This is a genomic window from Hydrogenophaga sp. FW305-3-2-15-A-LB1, assembly GCF_058787875.1.
Window position 1 is genome coordinate 13,352 of the sequence record NZ_JBYTAE010000028.1, and the last position, 26,246, is coordinate 39,597.

At 71.3% G+C, this 26,246-nt stretch carries 15 protein-coding genes; 8 read left to right on the plus strand and 7 right to left on the minus strand.

Translation table 11 applies throughout. The features are described from left to right. Positions 1-35: 35 nt before the first annotated feature. Complete coding sequence (locus AC3WPZ_RS10745) at positions 36-776, minus strand: sulfite exporter TauE/SafE family protein (RefSeq protein WP_492439498.1); 741 nt, start codon at positions 774-776, stop codon at positions 36-38. A gap of 83 nt (positions 777-859) precedes the next feature. Here AC3WPZ_RS10745 and AC3WPZ_RS10750 point away from each other — a divergent pair, with 83 nt between their 5' ends. The 4 genes from AC3WPZ_RS10750 to AC3WPZ_RS10765 all read left to right on the plus strand — a co-directional run bounded on the left by AC3WPZ_RS10750 (position 860) and on the right by AC3WPZ_RS10765 (position 14,928). Continuing rightward, complete coding sequence (locus tag AC3WPZ_RS10750; RefSeq protein WP_444687940.1) at positions 860-1,777, plus strand: LysR family transcriptional regulator; 918 nt, start codon at positions 860-862, stop codon at positions 1,775-1,777. A gap of 511 nt (positions 1,778-2,288) precedes the next feature. Beyond that, positions 2,289-10,721: a DUF7933 domain-containing protein gene (locus tag AC3WPZ_RS10755; RefSeq protein WP_492439501.1), complete on the plus strand. Its 8,433-nt coding sequence runs from the start codon at positions 2,289-2,291 to the stop codon at positions 10,719-10,721. A gap of 14 nt (positions 10,722-10,735) precedes the next feature. Then, entirely contained in the window at positions 10,736-13,843 is a 3,108-nt protein-coding gene (locus tag AC3WPZ_RS10760; RefSeq protein WP_492439503.1) for a hypothetical protein, read from the plus strand. A gap of 20 nt (positions 13,844-13,863) precedes the next feature. Further along, positions 13,864-14,928 carry an OmpA family protein gene (locus tag AC3WPZ_RS10765; protein WP_492439505.1) on the plus strand — a complete coding sequence of 355 codons (1,065 nt, stop codon included), beginning with the start codon at positions 13,864-13,866 and terminating at the stop codon, positions 14,926-14,928. Positions 14,929-14,932: 4 nt separating this feature from the next. Here the strand turns inward: AC3WPZ_RS10765 and AC3WPZ_RS10770 are convergent, their stop codons facing one another. Next, positions 14,933-15,883, minus strand: coding sequence for a LysR family transcriptional regulator (locus tag AC3WPZ_RS10770; protein WP_382163306.1), 951 nt, complete (start codon positions 15,881-15,883; stop codon positions 14,933-14,935). Positions 15,884-15,995: 112 nt separating this feature from the next. On the opposite strand from AC3WPZ_RS10770, the gene AC3WPZ_RS10775 reads away from it, so the two are divergent. Both AC3WPZ_RS10775 and AC3WPZ_RS10780 read left to right on the plus strand, forming a co-directional pair. Further along, the gene (locus AC3WPZ_RS10775; RefSeq protein ID WP_492439508.1) at positions 15,996-17,513 is read left to right on the plus strand and encodes a CoA-acylating methylmalonate-semialdehyde dehydrogenase; all 1,518 of its coding nucleotides are present in this window, start codon (positions 15,996-15,998) and stop codon (positions 17,511-17,513) included. Between the two features lie 128 nt (positions 17,514-17,641). Continuing rightward, positions 17,642-19,300, plus strand: coding sequence for a GMC family oxidoreductase (locus AC3WPZ_RS10780; protein ID WP_492439510.1), 1,659 nt, complete (start codon positions 17,642-17,644; stop codon positions 19,298-19,300). Between the two features lie 90 nt (positions 19,301-19,390). Here AC3WPZ_RS10780 and AC3WPZ_RS10785 read toward each other — a convergent pair whose 3' ends face one another. Both AC3WPZ_RS10785 and AC3WPZ_RS10790 read right to left on the minus strand, forming a co-directional pair. Next, positions 19,391-19,696 carry a hypothetical protein gene (locus AC3WPZ_RS10785; protein ID WP_492439512.1) on the minus strand — a complete coding sequence of 102 codons (306 nt, stop codon included), beginning with the start codon at positions 19,694-19,696 and terminating at the stop codon, positions 19,391-19,393. Positions 19,697-19,713: 17 nt separating this feature from the next. Then, positions 19,714-21,078 carry an ammonium transporter gene (locus AC3WPZ_RS10790; protein ID WP_492439514.1) on the minus strand — a complete coding sequence of 455 codons (1,365 nt, stop codon included), beginning with the start codon at positions 21,076-21,078 and terminating at the stop codon, positions 19,714-19,716. A 276-nt stretch (positions 21,079-21,354) separates the two neighbouring features. Between AC3WPZ_RS10790 and AC3WPZ_RS10795 the strand changes: the two genes are divergently transcribed. Further along, entirely contained in the window at positions 21,355-22,116 is a 762-nt protein-coding gene (locus AC3WPZ_RS10795) for a sulfite exporter TauE/SafE family protein (protein ID WP_492439516.1), read from the plus strand. Between the two features lie 23 nt (positions 22,117-22,139). Then, positions 22,140-22,634: a TspO/MBR family protein gene (locus tag AC3WPZ_RS10800; RefSeq protein ID WP_492439518.1), complete on the plus strand. Its 495-nt coding sequence runs from the start codon at positions 22,140-22,142 to the stop codon at positions 22,632-22,634. Between the two features lie 9 nt (positions 22,635-22,643). Here the strand turns inward: AC3WPZ_RS10800 and mrdA are convergent, their stop codons facing one another. The 3 genes from mrdA to mreC form a co-directional block, all read right to left on the minus strand. Continuing rightward, positions 22,644-24,605, minus strand: coding sequence for a penicillin-binding protein 2 (gene mrdA, locus AC3WPZ_RS10805; protein WP_492439520.1), 1,962 nt, complete (start codon positions 24,603-24,605; stop codon positions 22,644-22,646). A gap of 133 nt (positions 24,606-24,738) precedes the next feature. Further along, positions 24,739-25,269, minus strand: a complete 531-nt coding sequence (mreD, locus tag AC3WPZ_RS10810; protein ID WP_291118056.1) for a rod shape-determining protein MreD — start codon at positions 25,267-25,269, stop codon at positions 24,739-24,741. Next, a complete protein-coding gene (gene mreC / locus AC3WPZ_RS10815; RefSeq protein ID WP_382322773.1) occupies positions 25,266-26,210 on the minus strand; it encodes a rod shape-determining protein MreC in 945 nt (314 codons plus the stop codon). Before mreC ends, mreD begins: the two co-directional genes overlap by 4 nt. Positions 26,211-26,246 lie beyond the last annotated feature (36 nt).

A 26,246-nucleotide genomic window follows, 5' to 3' on the forward strand; every position in this document is an offset into this window, starting at 1 on the left:
GGCCAGCGCGTCGGGGCCGGGCGGCATCGGGGTCCCTACAGGGCGCGCGCCAGCATCAGCGCACCCAGGGCGATGAACACGCTGTAGAGCGCGCGCTGGAACACCAGCAGCGGCAGGCGCCGGCGCAGCACCGAGCCGAGCCAGAGCCCGGTGAAGGCCGCCCCCAGCGCGATGGCGTGGCCCGCCAGCGGCACCGCCGCGCCGCTGAGCACGGCCAGCGGCCCGAGCCGCAACGCCAGGGCCAGCGTGGCCACCAGGAAACTCAGGCCCAGGGCCTGGATCATCACGTCCTTCTCCAGCCGCAGCGACTGCAGGTACGGCACCATGGGCATCACGAACACCCCGGTGGCGGCGGTGAGCAGGCCCGAGAGCGCGCCCGCCACGCCGCCCAGCGGGCGCGCGAAGCGGCCTGGATCGGGCAGGGCCGCCCTGGCCAGGCCCCACAGGCCGTAAACCACCAGCACCGTGCCCAGGGTGAGGCGCGCGCCCGCGCCGGCGCTGCCCAGATCGGGCAGCGGGCTGAACACCGTGGCCGCCGCCAGCATCAGCCACATGGGCCACAGGCGGCGCGCCAGGGCACGGGCGTGCGGCCCGATGCATTGGGCGATGTTCGTCAACAGCGAAGGCAGCAGCATCAGCGTGGCCGCGGTGGCGGCGGGCATGAACAGGCCGAGCAGCGCGACGGAGAAGGTCGGCAGGCCCATGCCGGAAATGCCCTTGACCGCGCCAGCGGCCAGAAAAACGACGGCGATCAGCCCGAGCAGCAAGAGGTCCATGGGTCGGCATGGTGCGGTCCGGGGCCCGGTCTGTCCATCGCGCATCGCCAGAGGTATCCTTCGCCGATTCCGGAGGATCGCCCATGACCGCCCCCCGCGCCGCGCCCACCTACCGCATCGACCCGTTCGACCTGCGCCTGTTCGCCGCCGTCGTGGAGCACGGCTCCATCACCGCCGGGGCGCGCCACATCCACCTCTCGCTGGCCGCGGCGAGCACGCGGCTGCAGCAGCTGGAGCACGCGCTCGGCGCCACCCTGCTGCGGCGCTCCAAACAGGGCGTGCGCACCACCGACGCCGGCCGCACCTTGCTGCTGCACGCGGCGCGCCTGCAGCGCGGCATGGAAGCGCTGCACGCCGACATGGCGGCCCATGCCCACGGCGTGCGCAGCACGGTGCGAGTGATCTGCAACACCGCCGCCATGACCGAGCACCTGCCGGGGCTGCTCGGCCGCTTCCTGGTCGAGCACCCGGACATCGACGTCGACCTGCGCGAACTCAGCAGCCTCGACGCGCTGCTCGGCATGCGCCAGGAGCAGGCCGACATCGGCATCGTGTCCGACCACGTGGGCACCGAAGGCCTGGCCACCCGGGTCTTCCGCGAAGACCGGCTGGTGGCGGTGCTGCCCCGGCAGGGCGCGCGCGCCACGCGCCGACCGCTGCCTTTCGTGGACTTGCTGGACCGCCCCTTCGTCGGGCTGCCGGTGGAGAGCGGCCTGAGCCGCCTGCTGCACGACCAGGCCTTGCAGCATGGCCGGGGCCTGCACCACCGGGTGCGGGTGCGCGGGCTGGACGCGGTGATGCAGCTGGTGGGCGAGGGCGTGGGCGTGGCGGTGGTGCCGCAGGCCACGGCGCTGCGCCTGGCGAACGAGCGCGTGGTGGTGCGCCCGCTCGGCGATGCCTGGGCCACGCGGCGCCTGCTGCTCTGCACGGCCGGCGATGCGCCGCCCGGCGCGGGGGCGGCGGCCCTGCACGCCTTCCTCGCCCGGCACAGCGAGGCCTAGGGCCGGGCGCCGCGCCGAGGCCCACGCCAGTGGGTGGCCGCGCCGAGGCGCCGTGAGGGTCTCTCGGCGCTTTTTTCATGGCGAAACGCCGTGCAATCCCTCCCAACCGTTCGTCGGATTGATTTTTAACAATCTTTTAACTAATTGTTAACTAATATAAGTGAGTGAGTGCTCGCGGCTGCTATCGAATATAGAGCTGAAAATTTGTCCAAAATTTGGATGGTATTTCAAAAAACACAATAAAAACAACAATCTTTTAACAATTGAATTCATGCTCAGGCATGTTTTTTCCTACAGCACTTTTTCAAAGTCATGACTTTTAACGCACTAATTCAGTCGTGAATTTGTAACAAGCTGCACGCCCCGATACAGTGCGCACCTGTAACCAAATGCATTGAAGTGCCTGGGCCCCGGTCCATGCGCCGCCGTGCGATGGCGTTTCAGGTCCACCGGGCCGGGCGCCCCAAGGGACACGCGACGGTCGTTCGCGTGCCACTCAGAGGGAAAAAACATGCTTCGATTTTTTGCACGTGGCCAGGCCACGGGTGAGGGCGCGCCTGCGCGTTCGCCAGCCTTCCTGCGCGCGTTCGGCCGGCCCGTTCGCGCGCTCGGCCTGTGGGCGGCGGCCACGGTGTTCTCGGTGGGCGCGGCCCAGGCCACGCTGGTGGTGAGCCAGGCGGTGAGCGCCAGCACGATCGCGGTGGGCGACCGCACGCGACTGACCATCACCATCAGCAACAGCGACACGCAGGAAGACAACGCCGCGCTGACCAACACCCTGCCGCCGCAGCTGCGGTTCTATCCCGCCGGCCATCCGGGCTACGTGGCCCCCACGAGCACCTGCGCCGGCGCGTCGATCAACCTCGGCGCGGGCCCCGGCGGCGTCGACCGGCTCCAGGTCAGCGGCTTCACCATCCCGCCCCACGTCGGCGGCGTGGACGGCAGCTGCACGATCTCGGTGGACCTCACCTCCTACGACGGCGGAGACATCTGGGACAACGTCATCAACCCCGGCGACCTCTCGCCCGCGGCGGTCTCGGCGGCGACGCAAAGCGTGTCGGTCACCGAACTCAGGAACCCCACGGTGTCCAAGAACCTGGGCGGCGCCACGCTCACCCAGGGCCTCTCGCGCACCGCGACCATCACGCTGAGCAACCCCAACAGCGCGTACAACATCCCGCTGACCAGCTTCACCGACAACCTGCCTTCCAACCTGCAGGTCACCGGCGTGGTCTCCAACACCTGCGGCAGCACGGCGGGTTTCACGGCCAGCAGCGTCACCCTCACCGGCGGCGCGATTCCCGCCGGCTCACCCGGCACCTGCCAGCTGCAATTCACCGTGCGCGGCGTGCTGCCGGCCGCCACCGCCTCGCTGGCCGACGTCAACAGCCTGCCCGCCGGCGCCGTGGGCAACACGCGTGGCCTGACCTCGCCCGCGGACACCACCAACATCACCGTCAACAGCCCGATCACGGTGGCCAAGGGCTTCTCGGTCACGCCGCTGACGGCGGGCGCCGACTCGCTGATGACCGTGCGCATCGGCAACAACAGCGCCGCCGCGCTCACCGGCGTCGGCCTGAGCGACACCACCGTGGGCGCGCGCTGGCCGGCCGCGCTGACCAACTCGGGCGCCATCGGCGCGGCCCAGCTCAGCGGTTGCGGCGCGGGCGCGAGCCTGGTCGCCGGGCCCGGGGGCCAGGGCTTCGTGCTCGCGGGTGCCGAGATCGCCGCCGGCGGCGAATGCCGCGTCCAGTTCAACGTCACCTCGACCACCACCGGCACCCACACCAACGCGCTGCCCAGCGGCGCGGTGAGCAACACCCAGGGTTTCACCTCGCCCGCGAGCTCGGCGCCGATCGAGGTGCGCGACAACGCGCTCACGGTCGCCAAGGCGATCACCCCGACCACCGTGGCGCCCGGCGACGTGGCGCTCTTCTCGGTGGCGGTCACTTCGTTCAGCCTCACGCCGCAGACCAGCGTGAACTTCACCGACACCCTGCCGGCGGGCATGGTCTACGTGGACGCCACCACCGGCGGCATCACGCCCGTCATCAGCGGCGGCTGCAGCTTCGCCGGCGGCGTGCCCATGCCCACGCCGCTGGCCACCACGCCGGGTTTCAGCTTCAACTTCCCCGGCGCCGCACCGGGCGGCACCACCTGCGTGGTGAGCTTCACCGCGCGCGTGCCGGCCAACGCCGTGCCGGGCGCCACGCTCACCAACAGCAGCTTCAGCGCCGGCAACGGCACGGTCACGGGCAGTTCGGGCGCGGTGAGCCTCACGGCGGTCAACCCGCTGGTGGTCACCAAGACCTTCGACGGCGTGACCGCGCGCCAGCGTTTCCAGGGCGCGCCCTCGGTGGCGCAGATCGAGCTGACCAACAACAACTTTTCGGCGCTCGCCGGCCTCGCCTTCAGCGACAGCCTGCCCGCCGGTCTGCGCGTGGCCGACCCGGCCAACGCCACCACCACCTGCGGCGGCAGCGTCAGCGCCAACCCGGGCGACACGTCCTTCTCGCTCAGCGGCGGCAGCCTGCCGGCGCGCGCGGGCACCAGCCCCTTCTCGCCCGGCCAGTGCAGCGTGCGCGTGAACGTGGTCGGCGGCACGATCGGCGTGCACACCAACAGCATCCCGGCCTACAACGGCAGCAACGCGGCCGCCACCGTCAGCGCCACCGGCACGGTGGCGAACGTGCCCGGCACCACGGTGCGCAACCTCAACGCCACCTCCGCCACGCTGGAGTACCTGCCCGCGCTGACCGTGGCCAAGACCTTCCTGACCAACCCGGTGCAGGTGGGTGGCACCAGCCGCGTGCGCATCACGCTGGGCAACACCGGCAACGGCCAGCTCACCGGCGTGCGCGCCACCGACCCGCTGGCCGGCACCGGCCTCACGCTCGCGACCCCGGCCAAGGCCAGCACGACCTGCGCCGGCCCGGTGGTGCTCAACGCGCCCGACGGCGGCAGCACCGCCTCGATCAGCGGCGCCACCATCGCCGGCGGCACCAGCTGCGACTTCCTGTTCGACGTGCTGAGCACCAGCGGCACACCGTCGGTGAACACGCTCGCGCCCGGCGCCGTCACGGCCGACGGCGGCGTGGCCAGCACCGGCACCACCACGGCCACGCTCAACAAGGTCACCAGCCGCGTGAACCTGACCAAGAGCTTCGCGCCCACCTCCATCGCCGGGCCTGGCAGCGTCTCGCGCCTGACCATCGTCATCGACAACACCACCGCCACCGCGCTGACCGAGCTCGCGGTGGCCGACAACATGCCCGCCGGCATGGTGGTCGGCGTGGTGCCCAACGCCGCCACCACCTGCCCGGGCGGCCGCGTGGAGGCCGTGACCGGCACGCGCGTGGTGCGCCTGAGCGGCGGCACGCTCGCGGGCAACGCGAGCTGCACGGTCTCGGCGGACATCACCTCCAGCGTCGTCGGCACGCTCAACAACACCCTGCCGGCCGGGGCCATCACCAACACCCAGGGCGTGACCAACGCCAGCCCCTTCACCGCCAACCTCGGCGCGCTCGCGGGCATGGGCGTGGAGAAACACTTCGAGCCCTCCGCCGTGGCGGCGGGCCAGCCCGCGCGCCTGGTGATCCAGGTGCGCAACTCGCTGCCGCAGCCGCTCACCAACATCTCCACCACCGACCACCTGCCCGCCGGCATGGTCGTGGCCAGCCCGGCCAATGTCAGCACCACCTGCGCGGGCGCGGTGATCACCGCCGTCGGTGACAAGGTCTCGTTCCGGGGCGCGCAGCTGCCCGTCGGCCCCAGCGTCTGCGAGGTGCGCGTCAACGTGGTCGTGCCGGTCGCGGGCGCCTACGTCAACACCATGCCGGGCGGCACCGTGATCGCCAACGACGGCGCGGTGACCAACCCGCAGCCCGGCCCCAGCGCCACGCTGCACGTGCTGCAGCCACCCACCATCGCCAAGGCGTTCGCGCAGGGCACCGTGGCACCTGGCGTGGCCAACCGCCTCACGGTGACCATCAGCAACCCCAACGCCGCCCAGGCCCTGACCGGTGTCGTGCTGCGCGATCCGCTGCCCACCGGCCTGTTCGTGGCCCAGGTGCCCAACGCCTCGACCACCTGCGCGGGGGGCACGGTGAGCGCCGTCGCCTCGGCCGACAGCGCCCAGATCGCCGGCGCCACCGTGCCGGCCGGGGGCTCGTGCAGCTTCGCCTTCGACACCGTCTCCAACGTGCCGGGCCTGTACACCAACACCATCCCCGCCGGTGCGATCACCAGCAACGAGGGGGTCAGCAACCCCGACCCGGCGAGCGCGCCGGTGCGCGTGCTGGAGCCGCCCACGGTGGTGAAGGCCTTCGTGCCGCCGAGCATCTCGCCCAACGGCGTGTCCCGCCTGACCATCACGCTGGGCAACGCCAACCCGGCGGCCCAGACGCTGGCGCAGGCGCTGGACGACACGCTGCCGGCCGGCGTGCTGGTCGCGCCCACGCCCGCCATCGGCGGCACCTGCAGCACCGGCTCGGTCACGGCCGCGGCCGGCACGGCGCTGGTGCGCTACGCCAGCGGCGCGAGCATCCCGCCCGGCGGCTGCACGATCTCGGTGAACGTCACGGCCAGCGTGGCCGGCACCTACCCCAACCGCATCCTGGCCGGCGCGCTGCGCACCGACGCGGGCAGCAACCCCACGCCGGCCGAGGCCCCGCTGGTGGTCAGCCCGCTGGGTTCCATTTCCGGCCGCGTCTACCTCGATGCCAACAACGACGGCGCCTTCACCGCCGGTGAAGCGCCGCTGGCCGGCCAGGCCGTGAGCCTGCTGCGCGCCAGCGACGGCCAGGTGCTGCAGAAGACCACCACCGACGCGGGCGGCTTCTACGTGTTCAGCGGCCTGGTGGATTCCGCCACCCTGGGCTCGGCCTACACCGTGCGCTACCTGCGCTCGGGCAGCGACTCGGTGGGCGGCAGCGCGCTCGCGCCGTCGAGCGCGCTCAACGCCTCGAGCCGCAGTTACCAGGCCCGCGTGAGCGCCGCGACCGCGGCCGAAGCCAGCCTGGTGGGCGGCACCGGCCAGGTGGCCACGCCCAGCGTGGACGGCAGCAACGCGGTCTCGCTGCGCAGCGGCATCCGGCTCGACGCGGCCGGCGGCAACGTGGCCAGCTCGGTGGGCAACCACTTCGGTGAACTGCGCGCGTCCGAGATCGCTGGCCAGGTCTACCGCGACGACAACCACAACGGCGTGCCCAACGGCACCGAGCCCGGCCTGCCGGGCGTGCAGATCACGCTGGTGGGCGTGGACGACCGGGGCAACCCGGTCTCGCTGACCACCACCACCGACGCCAGCGGCCGCTACCGCTTCACCGACCTGCGGCCCAGCTGCAGCCCGCTGGCGGCCCCGACCTGCCCGGGCTACGTGGTCACGCAGGGCGCGCAGCCCGCCGGCACGGTCAACGGCATTCCCACGGCCGGCACGGTCAACGACCTGGGCTCGGGCGGCGCCACCGGCACCGCCGGCACGGCCTCGAACAACGCGCCCGCCATCAGCCACGGCGCACCGGCCTACAGCATCCCGGCCGGCACCAGCCGCATCGCCGGCATCGTGCTGCCGCCCAACGCGCGCTCGGCCGGCAACAACTTCGGCGAGATCGGCAACGACCGCAGCATCAGCGGCCGCATCTTCACCGACGGCAACGGCGACGGCGCCTTCAACGGCAGCGATGCCGGCGTGGGCAGCGGCGCGGGCGGCGCGAACAACGTGCCGCAGACGCTGACACTCACCGGCAACGACCTCAACGGCAACCCGGTGTCGATCACCACCACCACCGACGCCAGCGGCCAATACAACTTCACCGGCGTGCCGCCGGGCACCAGCTACACGGTCACCTGCACCACCTGCGCGCCCCCGGCCGGCTTCCTCAACAGCACCGCGCCGCTGGCCTGGCCGGGCAGCACCGGCGGCACGGCCGGCGGCACCCAGGCCGTGCCCGCGATCACCGGCATCGACCTCAGCGGCGTGAAGACCGCCTCGGTGGACAACCACTTCACCAAGACCCTGCCGGGCAGCCAGATCTCGGGCGTCGTCTACTTCGACCCCGACAACAGCGGCGGCGTGTTCACGCCCGACGACCAGCCGGTGCCGGGCCGCCCCCTGGAGCTGCGCGACCAGGCGAGCAACGCGCTGATCGCCACCACCACCACCGACGCCAGCGGCGCCTACAGCTTCAGCGGCCTGCCGGTGGGCAACTACCGCGTGCTCATGCCGGCGCTGCCGACGGGCACCACCCACGGCATCACCAGCGCCGGCACGCTGGCGGGCGCGCCCAACGGCACGCCCAGCGCGCCGGGCGCGGCGCCCGCGTCCATCGCCAACATCGCCGTGGCCGCGAACCAGAGCACGGCGCACCACAACTTCCCGCTGGTCGCCAACATCCAGATCGCCGGCCGCGTCTACGAAGACCGCGACTTCGACGGCCAGTTCGGCGGCACCGACGTGGGCCTGCCCGGCGGCACCCTGGGCCTGGTCGGCACCGACGCGTTCGGCAACGCCATCACGCGCTACACCACCACCAACGCCAGCGGCCAGTACAGCTTCACCGGCCTGGCGCCGGGCAACTACACCGTGCGCCAGACCCAGCCGCTGGGCTACACCAGCGTGGCCAACACGCCCGGCCCCGTGACCGGTGGCAGCGCCGGCACCGTGGGTCCGCTCGGTGGCGCCGTGGAGACCATCGCGCTGCGCTTCGTCGCCACGCCCGGCGCGGCGCTGCAGGTGAACTTCGGTGAAACGCAGGGCGAGGGCGTGCGCGGCTACAAGTCCGTTCGCATCGTCTCGCCGGCCGCCGCCCTGGGCGTCTCGCCCGGTGCCGAGGTGGTCTGGCAGGTGATCTACCAGAACGACAGCGCCTACCCGGTCACGGTGGACGTGCGCGACACGCTGCCCGACTTCATGACCCGCGCCGGCGCGCCCGCCATCACCCATGGCGGCGGCAACGGCGGCGTGTTCACGCCCAACGCCGGCTTCACCGGCACCGCGGGCGGTGACCTGCTGGGCTCGGCGAACCTGCCCGCAGGCGCCTGGGTGTCGGTCGACATCCCGGTGATCGTCACGGCCGGCGCCACCACCACGCGCTTCAACCAGGCCACGGCCGGCCCCACCGGCATCCGCACCGACGCGGTGGACAACGGCACGCCCACCGGCGGGCCGGGCCAGCCGCCCTCGGGCGTGATCCCACCGGGCAGCGTGCCGCAGACGCCGTACCAGACCCCGGGCCTGGACGCCACCGGCGTGCCGCTGTCCTCGCTGCCCGCCGCGCTCTCGGGCTTCGTCTGGCGCGACAACAACGGCGACCGCCGCCGCGACGGCAATGACACGCCCATCCCCGACTGGGCGGTGGAAGTGGTCGGCAGCGACGGCCAGGCCGTGGCCTGCCGCCTGGTGCCGTCCAACAGCGCGCAGGGTTGCGTGAGCATGCCCGACGGCCGCAGCCTGTTCCGCACCGGGGCCGACGGCGCCTACGGCGTGATCGGCCTGGTGCCCGGCGACTACAAGGTGTACTTCCGCGACCCGGCCAACAACGTCATCTACGGCACGCCGCAGAACAGCGGCGCCGACACGAACTCGCGCCTGGCCCGCGAGCGCGACCACCTGGCCGTCTCGCTGCAGCCCGGCGCCAACCTGCAGCAGCAGGACCTGCCGCTCGACCCCTCGGGCGTGGTCTACGACGCCAACACCCGCGCGCCGGTCGACGCCTCGCTGGTGCGCTTCTGCGGCCCGGCCGGCTTCAACCCCGCCACCATGCTGGTGGGTGGCGCGAGCTACGTGGCCGTGGGCAACTGCGCGCAGATGACCACCGGGCCGCTGGGCTTCTACCAGTTCCTGCTGGCCCCGGGCGCGCCCACCGGCGAGTACACGCTGAGCGCCTCGGCGCCCAACTACGCGCCCACGCCGATCGCCTCGATCCCGCCGGCCCCTGGCGTGTTCACGCCCTCGGGCGCCTCGCCCTACCTGGTGCAGGCCCAGGCCGGCCCGCCGCCGATCGGCCAGCCCACCACCTACTACCTGCGCCTGAACCTGGCGCCGGGCATGCCCGACCTGATCCACAACCACATCCCGCTGGAGCCCTTCAACGGCGCCGGCCTGTTCCTGCAGAAGCAGGTGCTGCGCGACGTGGTCGAGATCGGTGACTCGGTGCAGTACACGCTGCGCGTGCAGAGCCCCAACGGCGCGGCGAGCAACGTGGTCATCACCGACAGCCTGCCGGCCGGTCTGCGCCTGATCCCGGGCACGGTGGCGCAGGACGGCGTGGTCGTGGCCGACCCGGCCGGCTCGCCCGGCCCGGTGCTGAACTTCGCGCTGGGCAACTTCGCCGCCAACACGCCGGTCACCGTGACCTACCGCGTGCGCGTCGGTGTCGGCGCCCAGCAGGGCGATGGCATCAACCGAGCCCAGGCCGCGGGTGTGGTGGGGGGCGTGCCCGTCACCTCCAACCGCGCGCAGGCCCGCATCCGCATCACTGGCGGCGTGTTCTTCCAGGAAGCCTGCGTGATGGGCAAGGTGTTCATGGACTGCAACCGCAACCGCATCCAGGACGCCGAGGAAGTCGGCATCCCCGGCGTGCGCCTGTACCTGCAGGACGGCACGCACCTGGTCTCCGACAGCGAAGGCAAGTACAGCATCTGCGGCCTGCCCGCGCGCACCTCGGTGCTGCGCGTGGACCCGACCACGCTGCCCGCCGGCAGCCAGCTCGTGACCAGCAGCAACCGCAACGCGCTGGACGCCGGCAGCCTGTTCCTCGACCTCAAGTTCGGCGAGCTGCACCGCGCCGACTTCATCGAAGGCAGCTGCTCGCCCGCCGTGCTCGAGCAGGTGGAAAACCGCCGCCGCCTCGGCCAGATCGTCGCCCCGCTGGTCGACCCACCGACACCCACCCCGCGCGTCTTCCGCTCCGGCCCGCCGGCCCGCGTGGGAGGTGCGAAATGAAAGCCCGTCTTCCCATGCGATCCGCTCTGACCTCGGCCGTGCTGCTCCTGCCCCTGGGCCTGGCGCTCGCGCAGACCACCGCGCCCCTGGCCCCGCGTTTCACGCCCCTGGCCCCGGGCAGCTACCCGGCCCGGGGCCCGGGTGAGACCGCGCTGCCCGCGCCCACCACCGCGCTGCCGCTGGCCGCGAACTGGCGCGCCACCAGCCTGGCCGACCACGGCCAGCTGGTGCTCGAGGCCGCGCAGGACCAGGTCGCCGCCGACGGCCGCTCGGTCGTGCTGCTCACCCTGCGCCTGTTCGACCGCGACGGCCAGAAAGTGACCACGCCCACCGACGTGACCGTGGCCACCACCCGGGGGCGCGTGCGCCTGCCCGATGCCGCCGTGGACGAACCGCCGCGCCAGAACCTGCGCCTCACGGTGCGCGGGGGCGAGGCCGTGGTCGAACTCGTCGCGTCCTATGAGCCGGGCGATGCCGAGCTGCAGGTGCAGTCCGGCAACGTGGTGGTGCACGGGCGCGTGGGCATGGTGACCGAGCGCCGGCCCATGATCGCCGTCGGCGTCATCGAAGGCACGCTCGACCTCAGCCGCCTCAAGGCCTCGCAGGTCAGCCCGGCGCGCGAGAACGACGGCTTCGAGCTCGAGATCCAGCGCCACGTCAACGGCTTCGACAACGGCAAGGGCTCGCTCGGCGCGCGCACCGCGTTCTTCCTCAAGGGCGTGGTGAAAGGCGAGACCCTGCTCACCCTGGCCTACGACTCCGAGAAGGAAAGCCGGGGCCGGCTGTTCCGCGACATCCAGCCCGACCAGTACTACCCGATCTACGGCGACTCCTCGCTGCGCGGCTTCGACGCGCAGTCGCGCCAGCGCCTGTACGTGCGGGTCGACCAGGGCCGCTCCTTCGTGCTGTTCGGCGACTTCAACACCGGCACCGGCGGGCCCGCGCGCGAGCTCAGCCGCCTCAACCGCTCGGTCTCCGGCCTGCAGCTGCACCACGAGGGCGAGACCTTCGAGGCCAACGCCTGGGTGGTGCGCGACAACGTCGCGCAGGTGGTGGACGAACAGCCCGCGCGCGGCGTCTCCGGCCCCTACCGGCTCTCCAGCAGCGAGGGCATCTCGGGCTCCGAGAAGGTCGAGATCCTCACGCGCGACCGCAACCAGCCCTCCATCATCCTGCGCGCCGAGCCCATGGTGCGCTTCGTGGACTACGAGTTCGAGCCCTTCGCCGGCAGCGTGGTGTTCCGCGCGCCCGTGCCCTCGGTGGACGCGAACATGAACCCGATGTCGGTGCGCATCACCTACGAGGTGGAGCAGGGCGGGCCCAAGTACTGGCTCGGTGGCGTGGACGGCTCGTGGCGCATCACGCCCGCGCTCGAAATCGGCGCCAGCCACGTGGAATCGCAGGACCCGTCCGACCCCTACAAGCTCAGCGGCGTGAACGCCACGCTGCGCCTGGGCGAGCAGAGCTGGGCGCTGGTGGAGCTGGCGCGCTCCGACCGCGAGGCCCTGGGCGAGCGGGGCAAGGGCGACGGCGCGCGCGTGGAAGTGCGCCACCAGGGCGAGCGGCTCGACGCGCGCCTGTGGGCCGGCGAGACCGACCGCGAGTTCTCCAACCTCTCGTCCTCGTACAACGGCGGGCGCGCCGAGGCCGGCGCGGTGGCGAGCTACCAGATCAACGAGGACTGGTCGCTGCGCGTGGACGCCATGCGCTCCGAGGACAAGGCGGTGGAAGCGGTGCGCGAGACGGCCTACGCCGGCGTGCAGTACCGCCTCACGCCCAAGTGGACCGTGGGCGTGGGCCTGCGCCATGGCCGCGACGAAGGCGGCGTGCCCAACGCGGCCTCCGCCTGGGGCGTGAACATCCCGCAGACCTCGGGCTTCACGCCCTTCCAGATCAACGCGCCGCTGTTCTCCGCCGCGCCGGGCCAGACGCGCAGCTTCACCGCGCTCTCGCTGAGCGCGCAAGGCCAGCTGAGCGACCGCCTCACCGTGCTCGGCGAGCTCGAGCAGGACGTGGAGAACGCGCGCGGCCAGCGCATCACGCTCGGCGCCGACTACCGGTTGAGCGAGCAGTTCCGCGCCTACGGCCGCGCCGAGGTGTCCAAGGGCCTGGGCGGCGTCAACGGCCTGGCCACCGACGGGCGCGAGACCGCGCTCGTGGCAGGCCTCTCCAGCGAGACCTTCCGCGACGGCGAAGTCTTCAACGAGTACCGCCTGCGCGACGCGATCTCGGGCGAGGACGCGGTCAACGCCATCGGCCTGCGCCAGACCTTCCGCGTGGCCGAGGGCGTGCGCTACAGCGCCAGCGTCGAACACCAGAAGGCGATCGCGGGCGATGCCTCGTCCGCCACCGCGCTCACCGGCGGCATCGACCTGGCCTACGACCCGACCTGGCGCGCCACCGGCCGCCTGGAGTGGCGCCGCGACCGCAACCACGACGCCTGGCTCTCCACCCTGGGCACCACGGTGAAGATCGACCGCGACTGGTCTTTGCTCGCGCGCAACACGCTCTCGCTGCAGAACGCGCGCCACGCGGGCGCCTACGACCAGTGGCAGGACCGCTTCCAGATCGGCGCGGCCTACCGCCAGACCGACCTCAACCGCGTCAACGCGCTCGGCCTGTACGAGCTGCGCGCCGAGAACGACGAAAACCCCGGCGTGGACTACCGCCGCACCTCGCACGCGGTCTCGCTGCACGCCGACTACCACCCCAGCCGACCCTGGTGGCTCACCGGGCGCCTAGCCGGCAAGCGCGTGTCCGAGCGCTTCCTCGGCGGCATGCGCTCCAACTACACCGCCTGGCTGGTCGGGGGCCGCATCACCTGGGACCTGTCCGAGCGCTGGGACGTGGGCCTGCAGCACCACCTGATGTGGAGCCCGCAGGGCAACACACGCCAGGACTCCATCGGCGTCGAAGCCGGTTACCTCGTCAAGGCCAACCTCTGGCTGTCCTTCGGCGTGAACCTGCGCGGCTTCCGCGACGACGAACTCACCGGCGCGGCCTACACCCGCAAGGGCGTGTACCTGCGGCTGCGCTTCAAGTTCGACGAGACCCTGTTCCGGGGCAGCGATCCCGCCACCAACCGCGCCCTGAGCCCGCTGGCTTCGGCCGCCCGTCCCTGATCTGTTGAGAGGCCCTTGCCATGACTTCCAAATCCTTTCTTCTGTCCCTGCTGGCGCTGGCGGCCCTGAGCGGCTGCGCCGTGACCGACCCGCGCGCCACCGACCGCGCGCCCGGCGCCGTGCCGCCCTTCGCCGAAGCCACGCGCTTCACCGACGAGGCGCAGCGCGCCGACCACCGCACCCTGCAATCGGTGCAGGACCGCCTGGCCGCGCTGCAGAAAGACGGCCGCGTGCCCCAGACCAGCTACCCCTGGGCCAAGGCGCAGTGCTGGCTCGACATGGCGCGCCAGAACTACCACGAGAACGACCGGGGCCCGGTGATCGGCGAGGCGCTGGCCGAGTCGGTCAAGCTGGTGGAGGCGCTGGAGAAGGGCACCACGCCGGCGGTCACCAACCCCCTGATCGGCGGCGCCGTGCGCCTGCGCGAAGACCTGTGGGCGCGCGCCGAACGCGGACGCACCGGCGCGGGTGCGGCCTGCGTGACGGCCCAGGCCGCGTGCCTGGACGTGCAGCTGGTGTGGATGGGCCACGAGTACGCCGAAGGCGGCTGGCGCCATGCCAACCCCTACATCGGCATGGCCGAAACCATGGCCGCGCGCCTGGAGACCGAGCAGGCCGCCTGCGCCGGCCCGGCCGTGGCCGCCGCGCCCGCGCCGGCACCCGCGCCGGTGGTGGTCGAGCGGATCATCGAACGCCTGGTGCTGGCCACCGACGCGGTGTTCGAGTTCGACCGCTCGGGCCTGAACGACATCGGCGCGGCCGGCCGCGCCCGCCTGGACGTGCTGGCCGATCGCGCCAAGGGCCTGCAAGGCATCGAACGCATCGTGCTGATCGGCCACACCGACCGCCTGGGCAGCGACGCGCACAACCAGCCGCTCTCGCTGCAGCGCGCCACCGCCGTGCGCGACCACCTCGTGGCGCGTGGGCTCGATGCCGCGCTGTTCACGGTGGAAGGCCGAGGCAGCGCCGAGCCGGTGAAGACCTGCAGCGACGGCCTGGCGCGCAGCGCACTCATCGCCTGCCTGCGCGACAACCGGCGCGTGGAGGTGGAGATCCGCGGGCGGGTGGTGAACCCCGCGCGCTGAGGCCTCAGGCCCGCGCGTCGAAGCCTTCCGCCAAGGCCCCGCGCAGCCACGCCACGAAGGCCGACACCGCGCGCGGCACGTGGCTGGCGTAGGGCCGGATCGCGTAGATCTGCGGGCTGAAGCTGCCCACCGAGGCCCAGTCCTCCAGCACCTCCACCAGCTGGCCCGAGCGCAGCGCCGCCTGCGCGCTGAAGTCCGGCACCAGCGCGATGCCCAGACCCGCGATGGCGGCGTCGCGCAGGGCCTCGCTGTTGTTGGCGCAGAACGGGCCCGACACCGGCACCGTGATCCGCTGGCGCGGCGCCTTGCGCCGGCCTTCGGGCGGCAGAAAATGCCAGGCCGGCGTGTCCTGCGCGCGCGGGTAGTGCAGGCAGGCGTGCTGCGCGAGGTCGGGCGGCGCGGCCGGGTGCCCGTGGCGCCGCAGGTAGTCGCGGCTGGCCACCAGCACCGAGCGCGTGGCGCACAGCGGCCAGGCCACGTGCGTGTCCGGCGGCGCGGCGGTGTGGCGGATCGCGAGGTCGAAGCCCTCGGTGGCCAGCGAACTCAGGCGGTCCGACAGGTCCAGCTCCAGCCGCACCTTGGGGTGCTCGCGCGCGAAGGCCGCGATGCGGGGCACCAGCTGCTGGCGCGCGAACGCCACCGGCGCCGTGACCCGCACCAGACCGGCCGGTTCGTCGGCCAGGTCGCGCACGCTGGAAAAACTCTGCGCGATGCGCTCGAACGGGTCGCGCAGGCCGTCCACCAGGCGCTGGCCGGCCTCGGTCAGGCGCACGCTGCGCGTGGTGCGCTGCACCAAGGGCAGGCCGGCGGCGCGCTCCAGCTCGCTGATGCGCTGGCTCATGGCGGCCTTGCTCACGCCCAGGCGCTGCGCCGAGGCGGTGTAGCTGCCCTGCTGCGCCAGCACCGTGAGCCAGTGCAGGTGCATCCAGAGGTCTTCCACTTTTTTGTCATTCATGGTCCTATTGTTCACCATGGCAAACAATCAATTCAGGTCCTGCCACTAGGCGAGGGGTTTTCCGCTGCCTAAACTGGCCCTCTTTCCTTCGACACCCTCCCGCGAGACCGCCATGGCCACCACCCCCCATTCCATCGATCACTTCATCCACGGCGCCGTGAACGCCGGCAGCTCGCCGCGCCGCCAGGACGTGTACAACCCCGCCACCGGCGCGGTGAGTGGCAAGGTCGCGCTGGCGAACGCGGCCGACGTGGGCGCGGCCGTGGCCGCCGCGCAGGCCGCGTTTCCCGCCTGGGCCGACACGCCACCGATCCGCCGCGCGCGCGTGATGTTCAAGTTCCTCGAACTGGTGAACCTGCACAAGGACGACTTGGCCCGCCTGATCACCGCCGAGCACGGCAAGGTGTTCACCGACGCGCAGGGCGAGGTCTCGCGCGGCATCGACATCATCGAGTTCGCCTGCGGCATCCCGCAGCTGCTCAAGGGCGACTTCACCGACCAGGTGTCCACCGGCATGGACAACTGGACCCTGCGCCAGCCGCTGGGCGTGGTCGCCGGCATCACGCCGTTCAACTTCCCGGTGATGGTGCCCATGTGGATGTTCCCGGTGGCGATCGCCGCGGGCAACACCTTCATCCTCAAGCCCAGCCCGATCGACCCCTCGGCCTCGCTGTTCATGGCCGAGCTGCTCAAGCAGGCCGGCCTGCCCGATGGCGTGTTCAACGTGGTGCAGGGCGACAAGGAGGCGGTGGACGCGCTGCTGGTGCACCCGGACGTGAAGGCCATCAGCTTCGTCGGCTCCACGCCGATCGCCAACTACATCTACGAGACCGGCGCGCACCACGGCAAGCGCGTGCAGGCCCTGGGCGGCGCGAAGAACCACATGGTGGTGATGCCCGACGCCGACCTGGACCAGGCGGTGGACGCGCTGATCGGCTCGGCCTATGGCTCGGCCGGCGAGCGCTGCATGGCCATCAGCGTGGCGGTGCTGGTGGGCGACGTGGCCGAGCGCATCATGCCCAAGCTGGTCGAGCGCACCCAGGCGCTCAAGGTGCTCAACGGCACCAACCTCGCGGCCGAGATGGGGCCCATCGTCACGGCGGCCGCGCACACGCGCATCGCGGGCTACATCGAGGCCGGCGCGAAAGAGGGCGCCACCCTGCGGGTGGACGGCCGGGGTTTCCAGGGCGGCGACGCGGGCGAGGGCTGCGACCACGGCTTCTGGATGGGCGGCACGCTGTTCGACCACGTGACCACCGACATGAAGATCTACAAGGAAGAGATCTTCGGCCCGGTGCTCAGCTGCGTGCGTGTGCCCGATTTCGCCAACGCCGTGCAGATCATCAACGACCACGAGTTCGGCAACGGGGTGAGCTGCTTCACGCGCGATGGGAACGTGGCGCGCGAGTTCGCGCGGCGCATCCAGGTCGGCATGGTCGGCATCAACGTGCCGATCCCGGTGCCCATGGCCTGGCACGGCTTCGGCGGCTGGAAGAAGAGCCTGTTCGGCGACATGCACGCCTACGGAGAGGAAGGCGTGCGCTTCTACACCAAGCAGAAGTCCATCATGCAGCGCTGGCCTGAAAGTATCGGGAAAGGTGCGGAGTTCATCATGCCCACGGCAAAGTAGGTTCCCCCTGCGCGCCTTCGGCGCTTCCCCCCGGTGGGGGTCGCTGTCTTGGGCCGGCGGAGCCGGACCCTTGACAGCCCTGGTATCTTCGCCGGCGACATCACAACGACAACAACATTGGGACAAGCATGAGTGAGACGACCTTCGACTACATCGTGATCGGTGGCGGCACCGCCGGTTGCCTGATGGCCAACCGGCTGTCCGCCGACCGGAGCAAGCGGGTGCTGCTGATCGAGGCCGGCCGCAAGGACGACTACCACTGGATCCACATTCCCGTGGGTTACCTGTACTGCATCGGCAACCCGCGCACCGACTGGCTCTACCAGACCGAGGCCGAGGCCGGGCTCAACGGCCGTGCGCTGCGCTACCCGCGCGGCAAGACGCTGGGCGGCAGCTCCAGCATCAACGGCATGATCTACATGCGCGGCCAGTCGCGCGACTACGACCACTGGGCCACGCTCACCGGCGACGACGCCTGGCGCTGGGAGAACGCGCTGCCCGATTTCAAGCGCCACGAGAACCACTACCTGGGCGACGAGCAGAACGCCGCCCAGCGCGACCCGAACTTCCGCGCGTACCACGGCCACGGCGGCGAATGGCGGGTGGAGAAGCAGCGCCTGCGCTGGGACGTGCTCGATGCGTTCGCCGAAGCCGCGCAGCAGGCCGGCATCCCGCACAGCATCGACTTCAACCGCGGCGACAACGAAGGCGTGGGCTATTTCCAGGTGAACCAGAAGGAGGGCCTGCGCTGGAACACCGCGCGCGCCTTCCTGCGCCCGACCTGTTATGGCCGGCCCAACTTCGAGCTGTGGAACAGCGCGCAGGTCACGCGCCTGGTGACGCAGCGCGGCGCCGACGGCGAGCTGCGCTGCACCGGGGTGGAGGTGTGGGACGGCGTGGCGCACGTGACCGCCGAGGCCACCAGCGAGGTGGTGCTCTGCGCCGGCGCCATCGGCTCGCCGCAGATCCTGCAGCTCTCGGGCATCGGCCCGGCCGCGCTGCTGCGCCAGCACGGCATCGACGTGGTGGTGGACCTGCCCGGCGTGGGCGCGAACCTGCAGGACCACCTGCAGATCCGCTCGGTCTACACCGTCAACGGCGCGCCCACGCTCAACGTGCTGTCCTCCTCGTGGATGGGCAAGGCGCGCATCGGGCTGGAATACCTGTTCAAGCGCAGTGGGCCGATGAGCATGGCGCCGTCGCAGCTGGGCGCCTTCACGCGCAGCGACCCGGCCCAGCCCTACGCCAACCTCGAATACCACGTGCAACCGCTCTCGCTCGATGCCTTCGGCGAGCCGCTGCACAGCTTCCCGGCGTTCACCGCCAGCGTGTGCAACCTCAACCCCACGAGCCGGGGCACGGTCAACATCCGCAGCGCGAACTTCGAGGACGCGCCATTGATCGCGCCGAACTACCTGAGCACGCCCGAAGACCGGCAGGTCGCGGCCGACAGCCTGCGCGTGACGCGCAGGATCGTCGCGCAGCCGGCGCTGGCCAAGTACCAGCCCGAGGAGTTCAAGCCCGGCCTGCAGTACCAGACCGACGAGGAGCTCGCGCGCCTGGCCGGCGACATCGCCACCACCATCTTCCACCCGGTGGGCACCACCAAAATGGGCCGCGCCGACGACCCCATGGCCGTCGTCGACAGCCACCTGCGCGTGCGCGGCGTGGCCGGGCTGCGCGTGGTGGACGCGGGCGTGATGCCCACCATCACCAGCGGCAACACCAACAGCCCGACCCTGATGATCGCGGAGAAGGCCGCGACCTGGATCGTGGCAGGAGAGTGACCCCCCTGCGCCGCTGACGCGGCTCCCCCCCTGAGAGGGGGGTGACCCCTGGGGCCGGCGGAGCCGGACCCTCGGTGTCTCTGGATGCGATTACCTCAACCGGCCGACGTACTGGTTTCCGTCACCTTTGCCGCGCATCGCCTCGGTGGCGACGTCGAGCAGGGTCTTGCGCGGCGGCACGCCCATGGCGGGAATGGCCGCCTCCAGCTTCTCGGCCCAGGGCAGCAGCTCCTCGTGCCCGTCGCTCGCGGCTTTTTCGCGCGCATGGCGCACGATCTCGTGCGCGTAGTCGGCGTTGGTCGCCATCCACTCCGTGTCTGTCACCCGGCCGGTCTTGCGCCGCAGCAGCACGTGCAGGTGGGCGGCGATGGCGAAGGGGTCGGGCGCGGTGCTCATGGGGGTGGTGCCGCTGTTCAGTGGCCGAGCTGTTCGTTGTGCAGGGACACATCCAGCCCGGCGCGCTCCACGCCCTCGCGCACGCGCAAGGTGGTGAAGCGCGAGGTGATCCACAGCACGACCGCCGTCATCACCAGGCTGTAGGCCAGCACCGCCACGCAGGCGATCAGCTGCGCCAGCAGGCTGGCCTGCACGCCTGAAATGGCCGGGTCGGCCAGCACGCCGGTGAGCAGCGCGCCCACCAGGCCGCCCACGCCGTGCACGCCGAACACATCGAGCGAGTCGTCCGCGCGCAGCTGGCGCTTGAGCGCGGTCGCGCCCCAGTAACAGGCCACGCCGGCCACCAGGCCGATGAGGAGGGCGCCGCGCGGCGTGACGAACCCGGCCGCCGGCGTGATGGCCACCAGCCCGGCGACCACGCCCGAACACAGGCCCAGCAGCGAGGCGCGCTTGCGCGCCAGCCACTCGGCGGCCATCCAGGCGAGCGCGCCCGAGGCGGCCGCCACGTGCGTGACCAGCAGGGCCAGGCCCGCGCGGCCGTCGGCGGCCAGGGCCGAGCCGGCGTTGAAACCGAACCAGCCCACCCACAGCAGGCCGGTGCCGGCCATGGTCAGGCCCAGGTTGAACGGCACGAAGGGCTCCTGCCCGTAGCCCGAGCGTGGGCCCAGGGCGTAAGCGCAGACCAGGGCGGCGGCGCCGGCGTTGATGTGCACCACCGCGCCGCCGGCGAAATCCAGCGCACCCAGCTGCGCGAGCCAGCCGCCCGGCTCCCACACCCAGTGCGCGACCGGCGCGTACACCAACAGCAGCCACAGGCCGGCGAACAGCAGCAGCGCGCCGAAATGCATGCGCTCGACCAGCGCGCCCACCACCAGCGCGCAGGTGATGATGGCGAAGGTGAGCTGGAACATCGCGAACACCGATTCCGGCACGTGCTGCGCGATGTGGCTCACCGCCACCTGGCCGGTGGTTCCCAGGTAGTCCATGCCCGAGAAGCCCATGCGGCCAAGACCGCCGATGAAGCCGCCCAGCGCGCCGCCGGGGGTGAAGGCCAGCGAATAGGCCAGCGCGAACCACAGCACGCTGACCACGGCGGCGATGCCGACCACGCTCGCCATGGTGTTGATCACGTTCAGGCGGCGCACCATGCCGCCATAAAACAGGGCGATGCCCGGCAGCGTCATGAGCAGCACCAGCGCGGTGCTGACCATGAGCCAGGCCGTGTCGGCCCCCTGAATGGCGCTGGCCGCGACCAGGCCTGGTGCATCGAGCGTGACTTTTGTCACGGCTTCTGTGGTTTCGCCTTGCGAGGCGGCCAAAAGTGGCCAGAGCAAGGTGGGCAGGAGCAGGCCCCGCCGAACGAAATAGCGGTATTGGTGCATGAATGGCTCTCTTCCAACGACGAACAGACCGTTGCATTTCCTGTGCCAAACCGCCAAAAAGCAAGGGAAAGCCCGGATGCACAGCCCTGGTGCGGGCCGCTACAGTGCATGCACTCGCCAACAGCGCCCAGCGCTGGTGACCGCGGGGGACCGAGGAGACAACCCAGTCCAATTCGAACAACGGTTTCAGCGTCCTCCAGAGATGCCAGATTCCTCGAGCCGACCCCACAAGGGTCGGCTTTTTTTTGCCCGGGGCCGCCCGGCGACAATCCTGGGATGGAACTGCTTCTGGTCTCGCTGGCGTCGCTGTTCGCCGGTTTTGTCGATTCGATCGTGGGTGGCGGCGGCCTCATCCTGGTGCCGGCGCTGTTCGCGATGTTTCCCACCACCCACCCGGCCACGCTGTTCGGTGTGAACAAGGGCGCCTCGGTCTGGGGCACGGCGGCGGCCACGCTGCAGTACGCGCGCCGGGTCGAGATGCCCTGGCATGCGCTGCTGCCGGCGGCGGCGGTGGGTTTTGCCGGCTCCATGGCGGGGGCCTGGACGGTCACCGTGATCTCGCCCGACTTCCTGCGCCGTGCCCTGCCGCTGGTGCTGCTGCTGGTGCTGGGCTACACCCTGGCGCGCAAGGAGCTGGGTCGGCACCACACGCCGCGCTTCAGCGGCCGCCAGGAAATGCTGGCCGCGAGCCTGCTCGGTGCCGTCATCGGCTTCTATGACGGGTTCTTCGGCCCCGGAACGGGCAGCTTCTTCGTCTTTCTGTTCGTGCGCTGGCTGGGTTACGACTTCCTGCACGCCAGCGCCAGCGCCAAGCTGCTCAACACCGCCACGAACCTGGCCGCGCTGGCGCTGTTCGCCTGGAAGGGCCATGTGTGGTGGCATTTCGTGCTCGCCATGGCCATCGCCAACGTGGTCGGCAGCCTGCTGGGCACGCGGCTTGCCCTGAAACACGGCAGCGGCTTCGTGCGTGTCGTGTTCATCTTCGTGGTGAGCGCGCTGATCCTCAAGACCACGTACGACGCCTGGATCCGAAGCTGACACCCACTTCCAAGGAGGCCCGTATGCCGTCTCGCTCCATCCGTGCACAGACCCTGGGTTTTATGGGCTGGCTGGCGCTGGTGCTGCTGGCCGGGGGTCTGGGTGCCCTCGCGTCGGTGGAGGCCGCGTCGTTCTATGCGCAGCTGAACCGGCCCGGCTGGGCGCCACCGGCGGGCGTGTTCGGACCGGTGTGGTCGCTGCTGTATGGGCTGATGGCGGTGGCCGCGTGGCTGGTCTGGCGCGAGCCGGCCCAGCCGTCGCGGGCACCGGCTTTGGTGGTCTTCGTGTTGCAACTGGCGGTCAACGCGCTGTGGTCGTGGCTGTTCTTTGCCTGGCACCGGGGGGCCTGGGCGTTGGCCGATGTGCTGTTGCTGCTGGTGCTGATCGCCACGGCGATCGCGCTGTTCCGGCGCGTGCGCCCGCTGGCCGCGTGGCTGCTGTGGCCCTACCTGGCCTGGGTGGTTTTCGCGAGCGCGCTCACCTGGGCGGTGTGGCGGGCCAACCCGGGCGTGCTGTAGCGCGGGCCCTCAGGGCGCGACCGGGGCGTCGGGCGGCCAGGGCAGGCTGCTGGCCTTGAGCGGCGTGCCGATGGGGGCGCTGGCCTGGCCCACGCGCACGGCGGCCAGGTCCTGCGGGTTGGGGTACTGGTCCATCAGCAGGTAGTCGAACACGCGGCGCGCGATCGGGGCGGCGTGTGCCGCGCCGAAGCCGGCGTTCTCCACGATCACCGCCAGCGCCACGCGCGGCTGGTCCACCGGCGCGAAGGCCAGGTACAGCGAGTGGTCGCGCTGGTGCTCTTCGAGCCGGCGCGCGTCGTAGCGCTCCTTCTGCCCGATGGTCACGGCCTGCGCCGTGCCGGTCTTGCCGCCGCTGGCGTAGCCCGCGCCGGCGAACACGCGGGTGGAGGTGCCTTCGGTGGTCACGGCCTGCATGGCGTTGAGCACGATGCGCACGTTCTCGGGCTTGAAGCCGAGGTTTTCGGGCGGCGGGCCGGGCAGCGGCACGCGCTCGCGCGTGATCACGTTCTCGGTCGCCATGGTCAGGTGCGGCTTGTACTTGATGCCGCCGTTGGCCAGCGTCGCCATGGCGTGCGCGATCTGCAGCATGGTGAAGTTGTTGTAGCCCTGGCCGATGCCCAGCGAGATGGTCTCGCCCGCGTACCAGCGCTGCTGCTCGGGCCGCTTGTAGGTGTTGCGCTTCCAGGCCTGGCTGGGCAGCACGCCGCGCACCTCGCCCTTGAGGTCGATGCCGGTGATCTGGCCGAAGCCCAGCGGCTTCATGAAGTCGTGCATGGTGTCCACGCCCATGTCGTTGGCCAGCGAATAGAAATACGTGTTGCTGGACTTGACGATGGCGCGGTGCATGTCGACCGCGCCCAGGCCGTCGCCGTGGCTGCGGAAGCGGTGGCCGCCGAACATCCAGTAGCCGGGGTCGTTCATCACCAGGCTCGCGCTGCGCGAGCCGGTTTCGAGCGCGGCCAGCGCCATGAAGGGCTTGTAGGTGGAGCCGGGCGGGTAGGTGCCGCGCAGGGCCCGGTTCAGCAAAGGCTTGTCCATCGACTCGTTGAGCGCGCGCCAGTTCTCCACGTCGATGCCCTCGACGAACAGGTTGGGGTCGAAGGTGGGCTTGCTCACGAAGGCCAGCACCTCGCCCGAGCGCGGGTCGATCGCCACCAGCGCGCCGCGCCGCTCGCCGAACATGTCCTCCACCAGCTTCTGCAGCTGGATGTCGATCGACAGCACCACGGCGTTGCCCGGCGTGGCCGGCGTGTTGGCCAGCGAGCGCACGGCACGCCCGCCGGCCGAGGTCTCCACGCGCTGGAAGCCGGTGATGCCGTGCAGCTCGCGCTCGTAGCTCTGCTCCGCGCCGAGCTTGCCGATGTATTCGGTGCCGCGGTAGTTGGCCTGGTCCTCTTCCGGCCAGTCGGCGATGAGCTCGGTCTCGCGCTGGTTGATGCGCCCGATGTAGCCGATCACGTGGCTCGCCACCTCGCCGTTGGGGTACTGGCGCAGCAGGCGCGCGCGCACGTCCACGCCGGGGAAGCGGTAGCGCTGCGCCGTGAAGCGCGCGACCTCCACGTCGGTCAGGCGGGTGCGCAGCGGCAGCGAGTCGAAGCGGTGCGACTCCTCCAGCAGCTTGCGAAAGCGGCGCTGGTCGCGCGGCGTGACCTCCACCAGCTCGCTCAGGCCGGCGATGGTGGCGTCCATGTCCTCCACGCGCGAGGGCGTGATCTCCAGCGTGTAGGCCGAGTAGTTGGTGGCCAGGATGCGACCCTTGCGGTCCAGGATCTGCCCGCGGTTGGGCACCACCGGCAGCACGGCCGTGCGGTTGCTCTCGGCCTGCGCCGCCAGGTCCTCGTGGCGGATCACCTGCAGGTAGACCATGCGAGAGACGATCAGCCCGAACGCGAACACCACCGTGAGGCCGATCAGCAGCGCCCGGGTGCGGAACTGCGCCAGATCGGCTTCGACGTTGCGGATTTCCGTCATGACCGTGTTTTATCCGAGATGGCAAAGACCGCGTGAGTTTGCCGCCCGCGGCCAGTGCCAGCGCGGAACCGGCTTTGCCGGGCCGCAGCTGGCGCCCCTTGGGGGGTGACGCCGAAGGCGGCGCGGGGGGTGCTCATAGAGGTCTGTTGTCGTCGGGGTTGGGCGCGCGGCGCTGCGGCGCCAGCAGCAGCACGCTCACCACCGGCCAGAGCGCGGCCTCGATCACCGGGGCCAGCAGGTAGAACACGCCGGGGAAGCTGCCACCGGCGGCCATGCGCACCAGCAGTTCGAGCACGTGCGCGGCCACGAACAGCGGCAGCACCTGCACCGACTGGTTGGGCACGCTGAACCAGAGCAGGCGCCGGTGCATGGAAATGCCGAGGAAGCCCAGCGCGGTGTAGGCCAGCGCGTGCTGGCCGAGCAGGGCGCCCTGGTGCACGTCCATGGCCAGGCCAAAGGCAAAGGCCACGCCCACACCGATGCGCAGCGGCTGGTGCACGCTCCAGAACACCAGCACCACGGCCAGCAGATCGGGCACCCAGGCGGCGCGGCCGAACAGGCCCATGTTCATCAGCATGTTGAACACCAGCGCGGCCAGCAGGCTGAACCAGATGAAGCCGGGGTTGGCGGGCAGCAGCAGCTGCTGGCCGGGACGCATGATCATGGCGCGGTGCTCCGGACACCCGGGCGGTTGGCGCGCGCCGGGCGGGGGGTGTCGGCGGCTTCGGCCAGCGGCGAGGGCGGGACCGAGGCCGCGATGGAGCCCAGCACCAGCACGTGCAGCGTGCCCTGCACGCGGGCCAGGGGCTCGCACTGGATGCGCGCGAAGGACGACTCGGCCTGGCGCTCGACCAGGGTCACGCGCGCCACCGGCAGGCCGGCGGGGTAGACGCCGTCCACGCCGCTGGTGGAGAGCAGGTCGCCTTCGGCGATGTCGGCGCTGGCCAGGGTGTAGCGCAGCTCCAGGCCGTCGCCGCTGGTGGACGGCTGGCCGTAGGCCACGCTGCGCACGCCGGTGCGCGTGTTGAGCACGGGAATGGCCTGGTCGCGGTCGATCAGCAGCGTGACCTCGGCCACCAGCGGGTAGACCCGCGTGACCTGGCCCAGCACGCCGCTTTCATCGACCACCGGGGAACCTGCCTCGATGCCGTGCGTCTGGCCGCGGTCGATCACGATCTTGCGCGAGTAGGGGTCGGCCGCGTCGTACAGCACCTGGGCGCCGATGGCCTGGGTGCCGATGCGCTCGCGCATGGCCAGCAGTTCACGCAGGCGCTGGTTTTCCAGGGTGATCTGCTCGAGCTGCAGGCTGCGCTCGGCCTGCACCGCCAGGCGCTGCAGCGCCTCGCCTTCGCTCTTCTGCGCGGCGTGCAACGAGGTGAAGTACCCGCCCGCCATGGAGGCCAGCTGCACCGGCTGCAGCACCGCCCATTGCACGGGGTAGAGCACCACGGCCATGGCGGTGCGGATCGGCTCGGTGAGCCGAAAGCGCAGGTCGGCCACCATCAGGAACAGCGCCAGGGCGCTGAACACCACCAGCTTGGACAGGGCCGACGGACCCTGCTTGAAGAACGGGGGCGGGGTGCGGTCCAGGGTGCCCAGTGGCATGGCGCTCGGAGGGGTCTGGTCGGTGGTGGGGAGGCG

What these genes read in the sequence shown, in the direction of transcription:
- AC3WPZ_RS10745 (WP_492439498.1), bottom strand. Translation starts at nt 776, where the DNA reads ATGGACCTCTTGCTGCTCGGGCTGATCGCCGTCGTTTTTCTGGCCGCT.
- AC3WPZ_RS10750 (WP_444687940.1), top strand. Translation starts at nt 860, where the DNA reads ATGACCGCCCCCCGCGCCGCGCCCACCTACCGCATCGACCCGTTCGAC.
- AC3WPZ_RS10755 (WP_492439501.1), top strand. Translation starts at nt 2,289, where the DNA reads ATGCTTCGATTTTTTGCACGTGGCCAGGCCACGGGTGAGGGCGCGCCT.
- AC3WPZ_RS10760 (WP_492439503.1), top strand. Translation starts at nt 10,736, where the DNA reads ATGCGATCCGCTCTGACCTCGGCCGTGCTGCTCCTGCCCCTGGGCCTG.
- AC3WPZ_RS10765 (WP_492439505.1), top strand. Translation starts at nt 13,864, where the DNA reads ATGACTTCCAAATCCTTTCTTCTGTCCCTGCTGGCGCTGGCGGCCCTG.
- AC3WPZ_RS10770 (WP_382163306.1), bottom strand. Translation starts at nt 15,883, where the DNA reads ATGAATGACAAAAAAGTGGAAGACCTCTGGATGCACCTGCACTGGCTC.
- AC3WPZ_RS10775 (WP_492439508.1), top strand. Translation starts at nt 15,996, where the DNA reads ATGGCCACCACCCCCCATTCCATCGATCACTTCATCCACGGCGCCGTG.
- AC3WPZ_RS10780 (WP_492439510.1), top strand. Translation starts at nt 17,642, where the DNA reads ATGAGTGAGACGACCTTCGACTACATCGTGATCGGTGGCGGCACCGCC.
- AC3WPZ_RS10785 (WP_492439512.1), bottom strand. Translation starts at nt 19,696, where the DNA reads ATGAGCACCGCGCCCGACCCCTTCGCCATCGCCGCCCACCTGCACGTG.
- AC3WPZ_RS10790 (WP_492439514.1), bottom strand. Translation starts at nt 21,078, where the DNA reads ATGCACCAATACCGCTATTTCGTTCGGCGGGGCCTGCTCCTGCCCACC.
- AC3WPZ_RS10795 (WP_492439516.1), top strand. Translation starts at nt 21,355, where the DNA reads ATGGAACTGCTTCTGGTCTCGCTGGCGTCGCTGTTCGCCGGTTTTGTC.
- AC3WPZ_RS10800 (WP_492439518.1), top strand. Translation starts at nt 22,140, where the DNA reads ATGCCGTCTCGCTCCATCCGTGCACAGACCCTGGGTTTTATGGGCTGG.
- mrdA (WP_492439520.1), bottom strand. Translation starts at nt 24,605, where the DNA reads ATGACGGAAATCCGCAACGTCGAAGCCGATCTGGCGCAGTTCCGCACC.
- mreD (WP_291118056.1), bottom strand. Translation starts at nt 25,269, where the DNA reads ATGATCATGCGTCCCGGCCAGCAGCTGCTGCTGCCCGCCAACCCCGGC.
- mreC (WP_382322773.1), bottom strand. Translation starts at nt 26,210, where the DNA reads ATGCCACTGGGCACCCTGGACCGCACCCCGCCCCCGTTCTTCAAGCAG.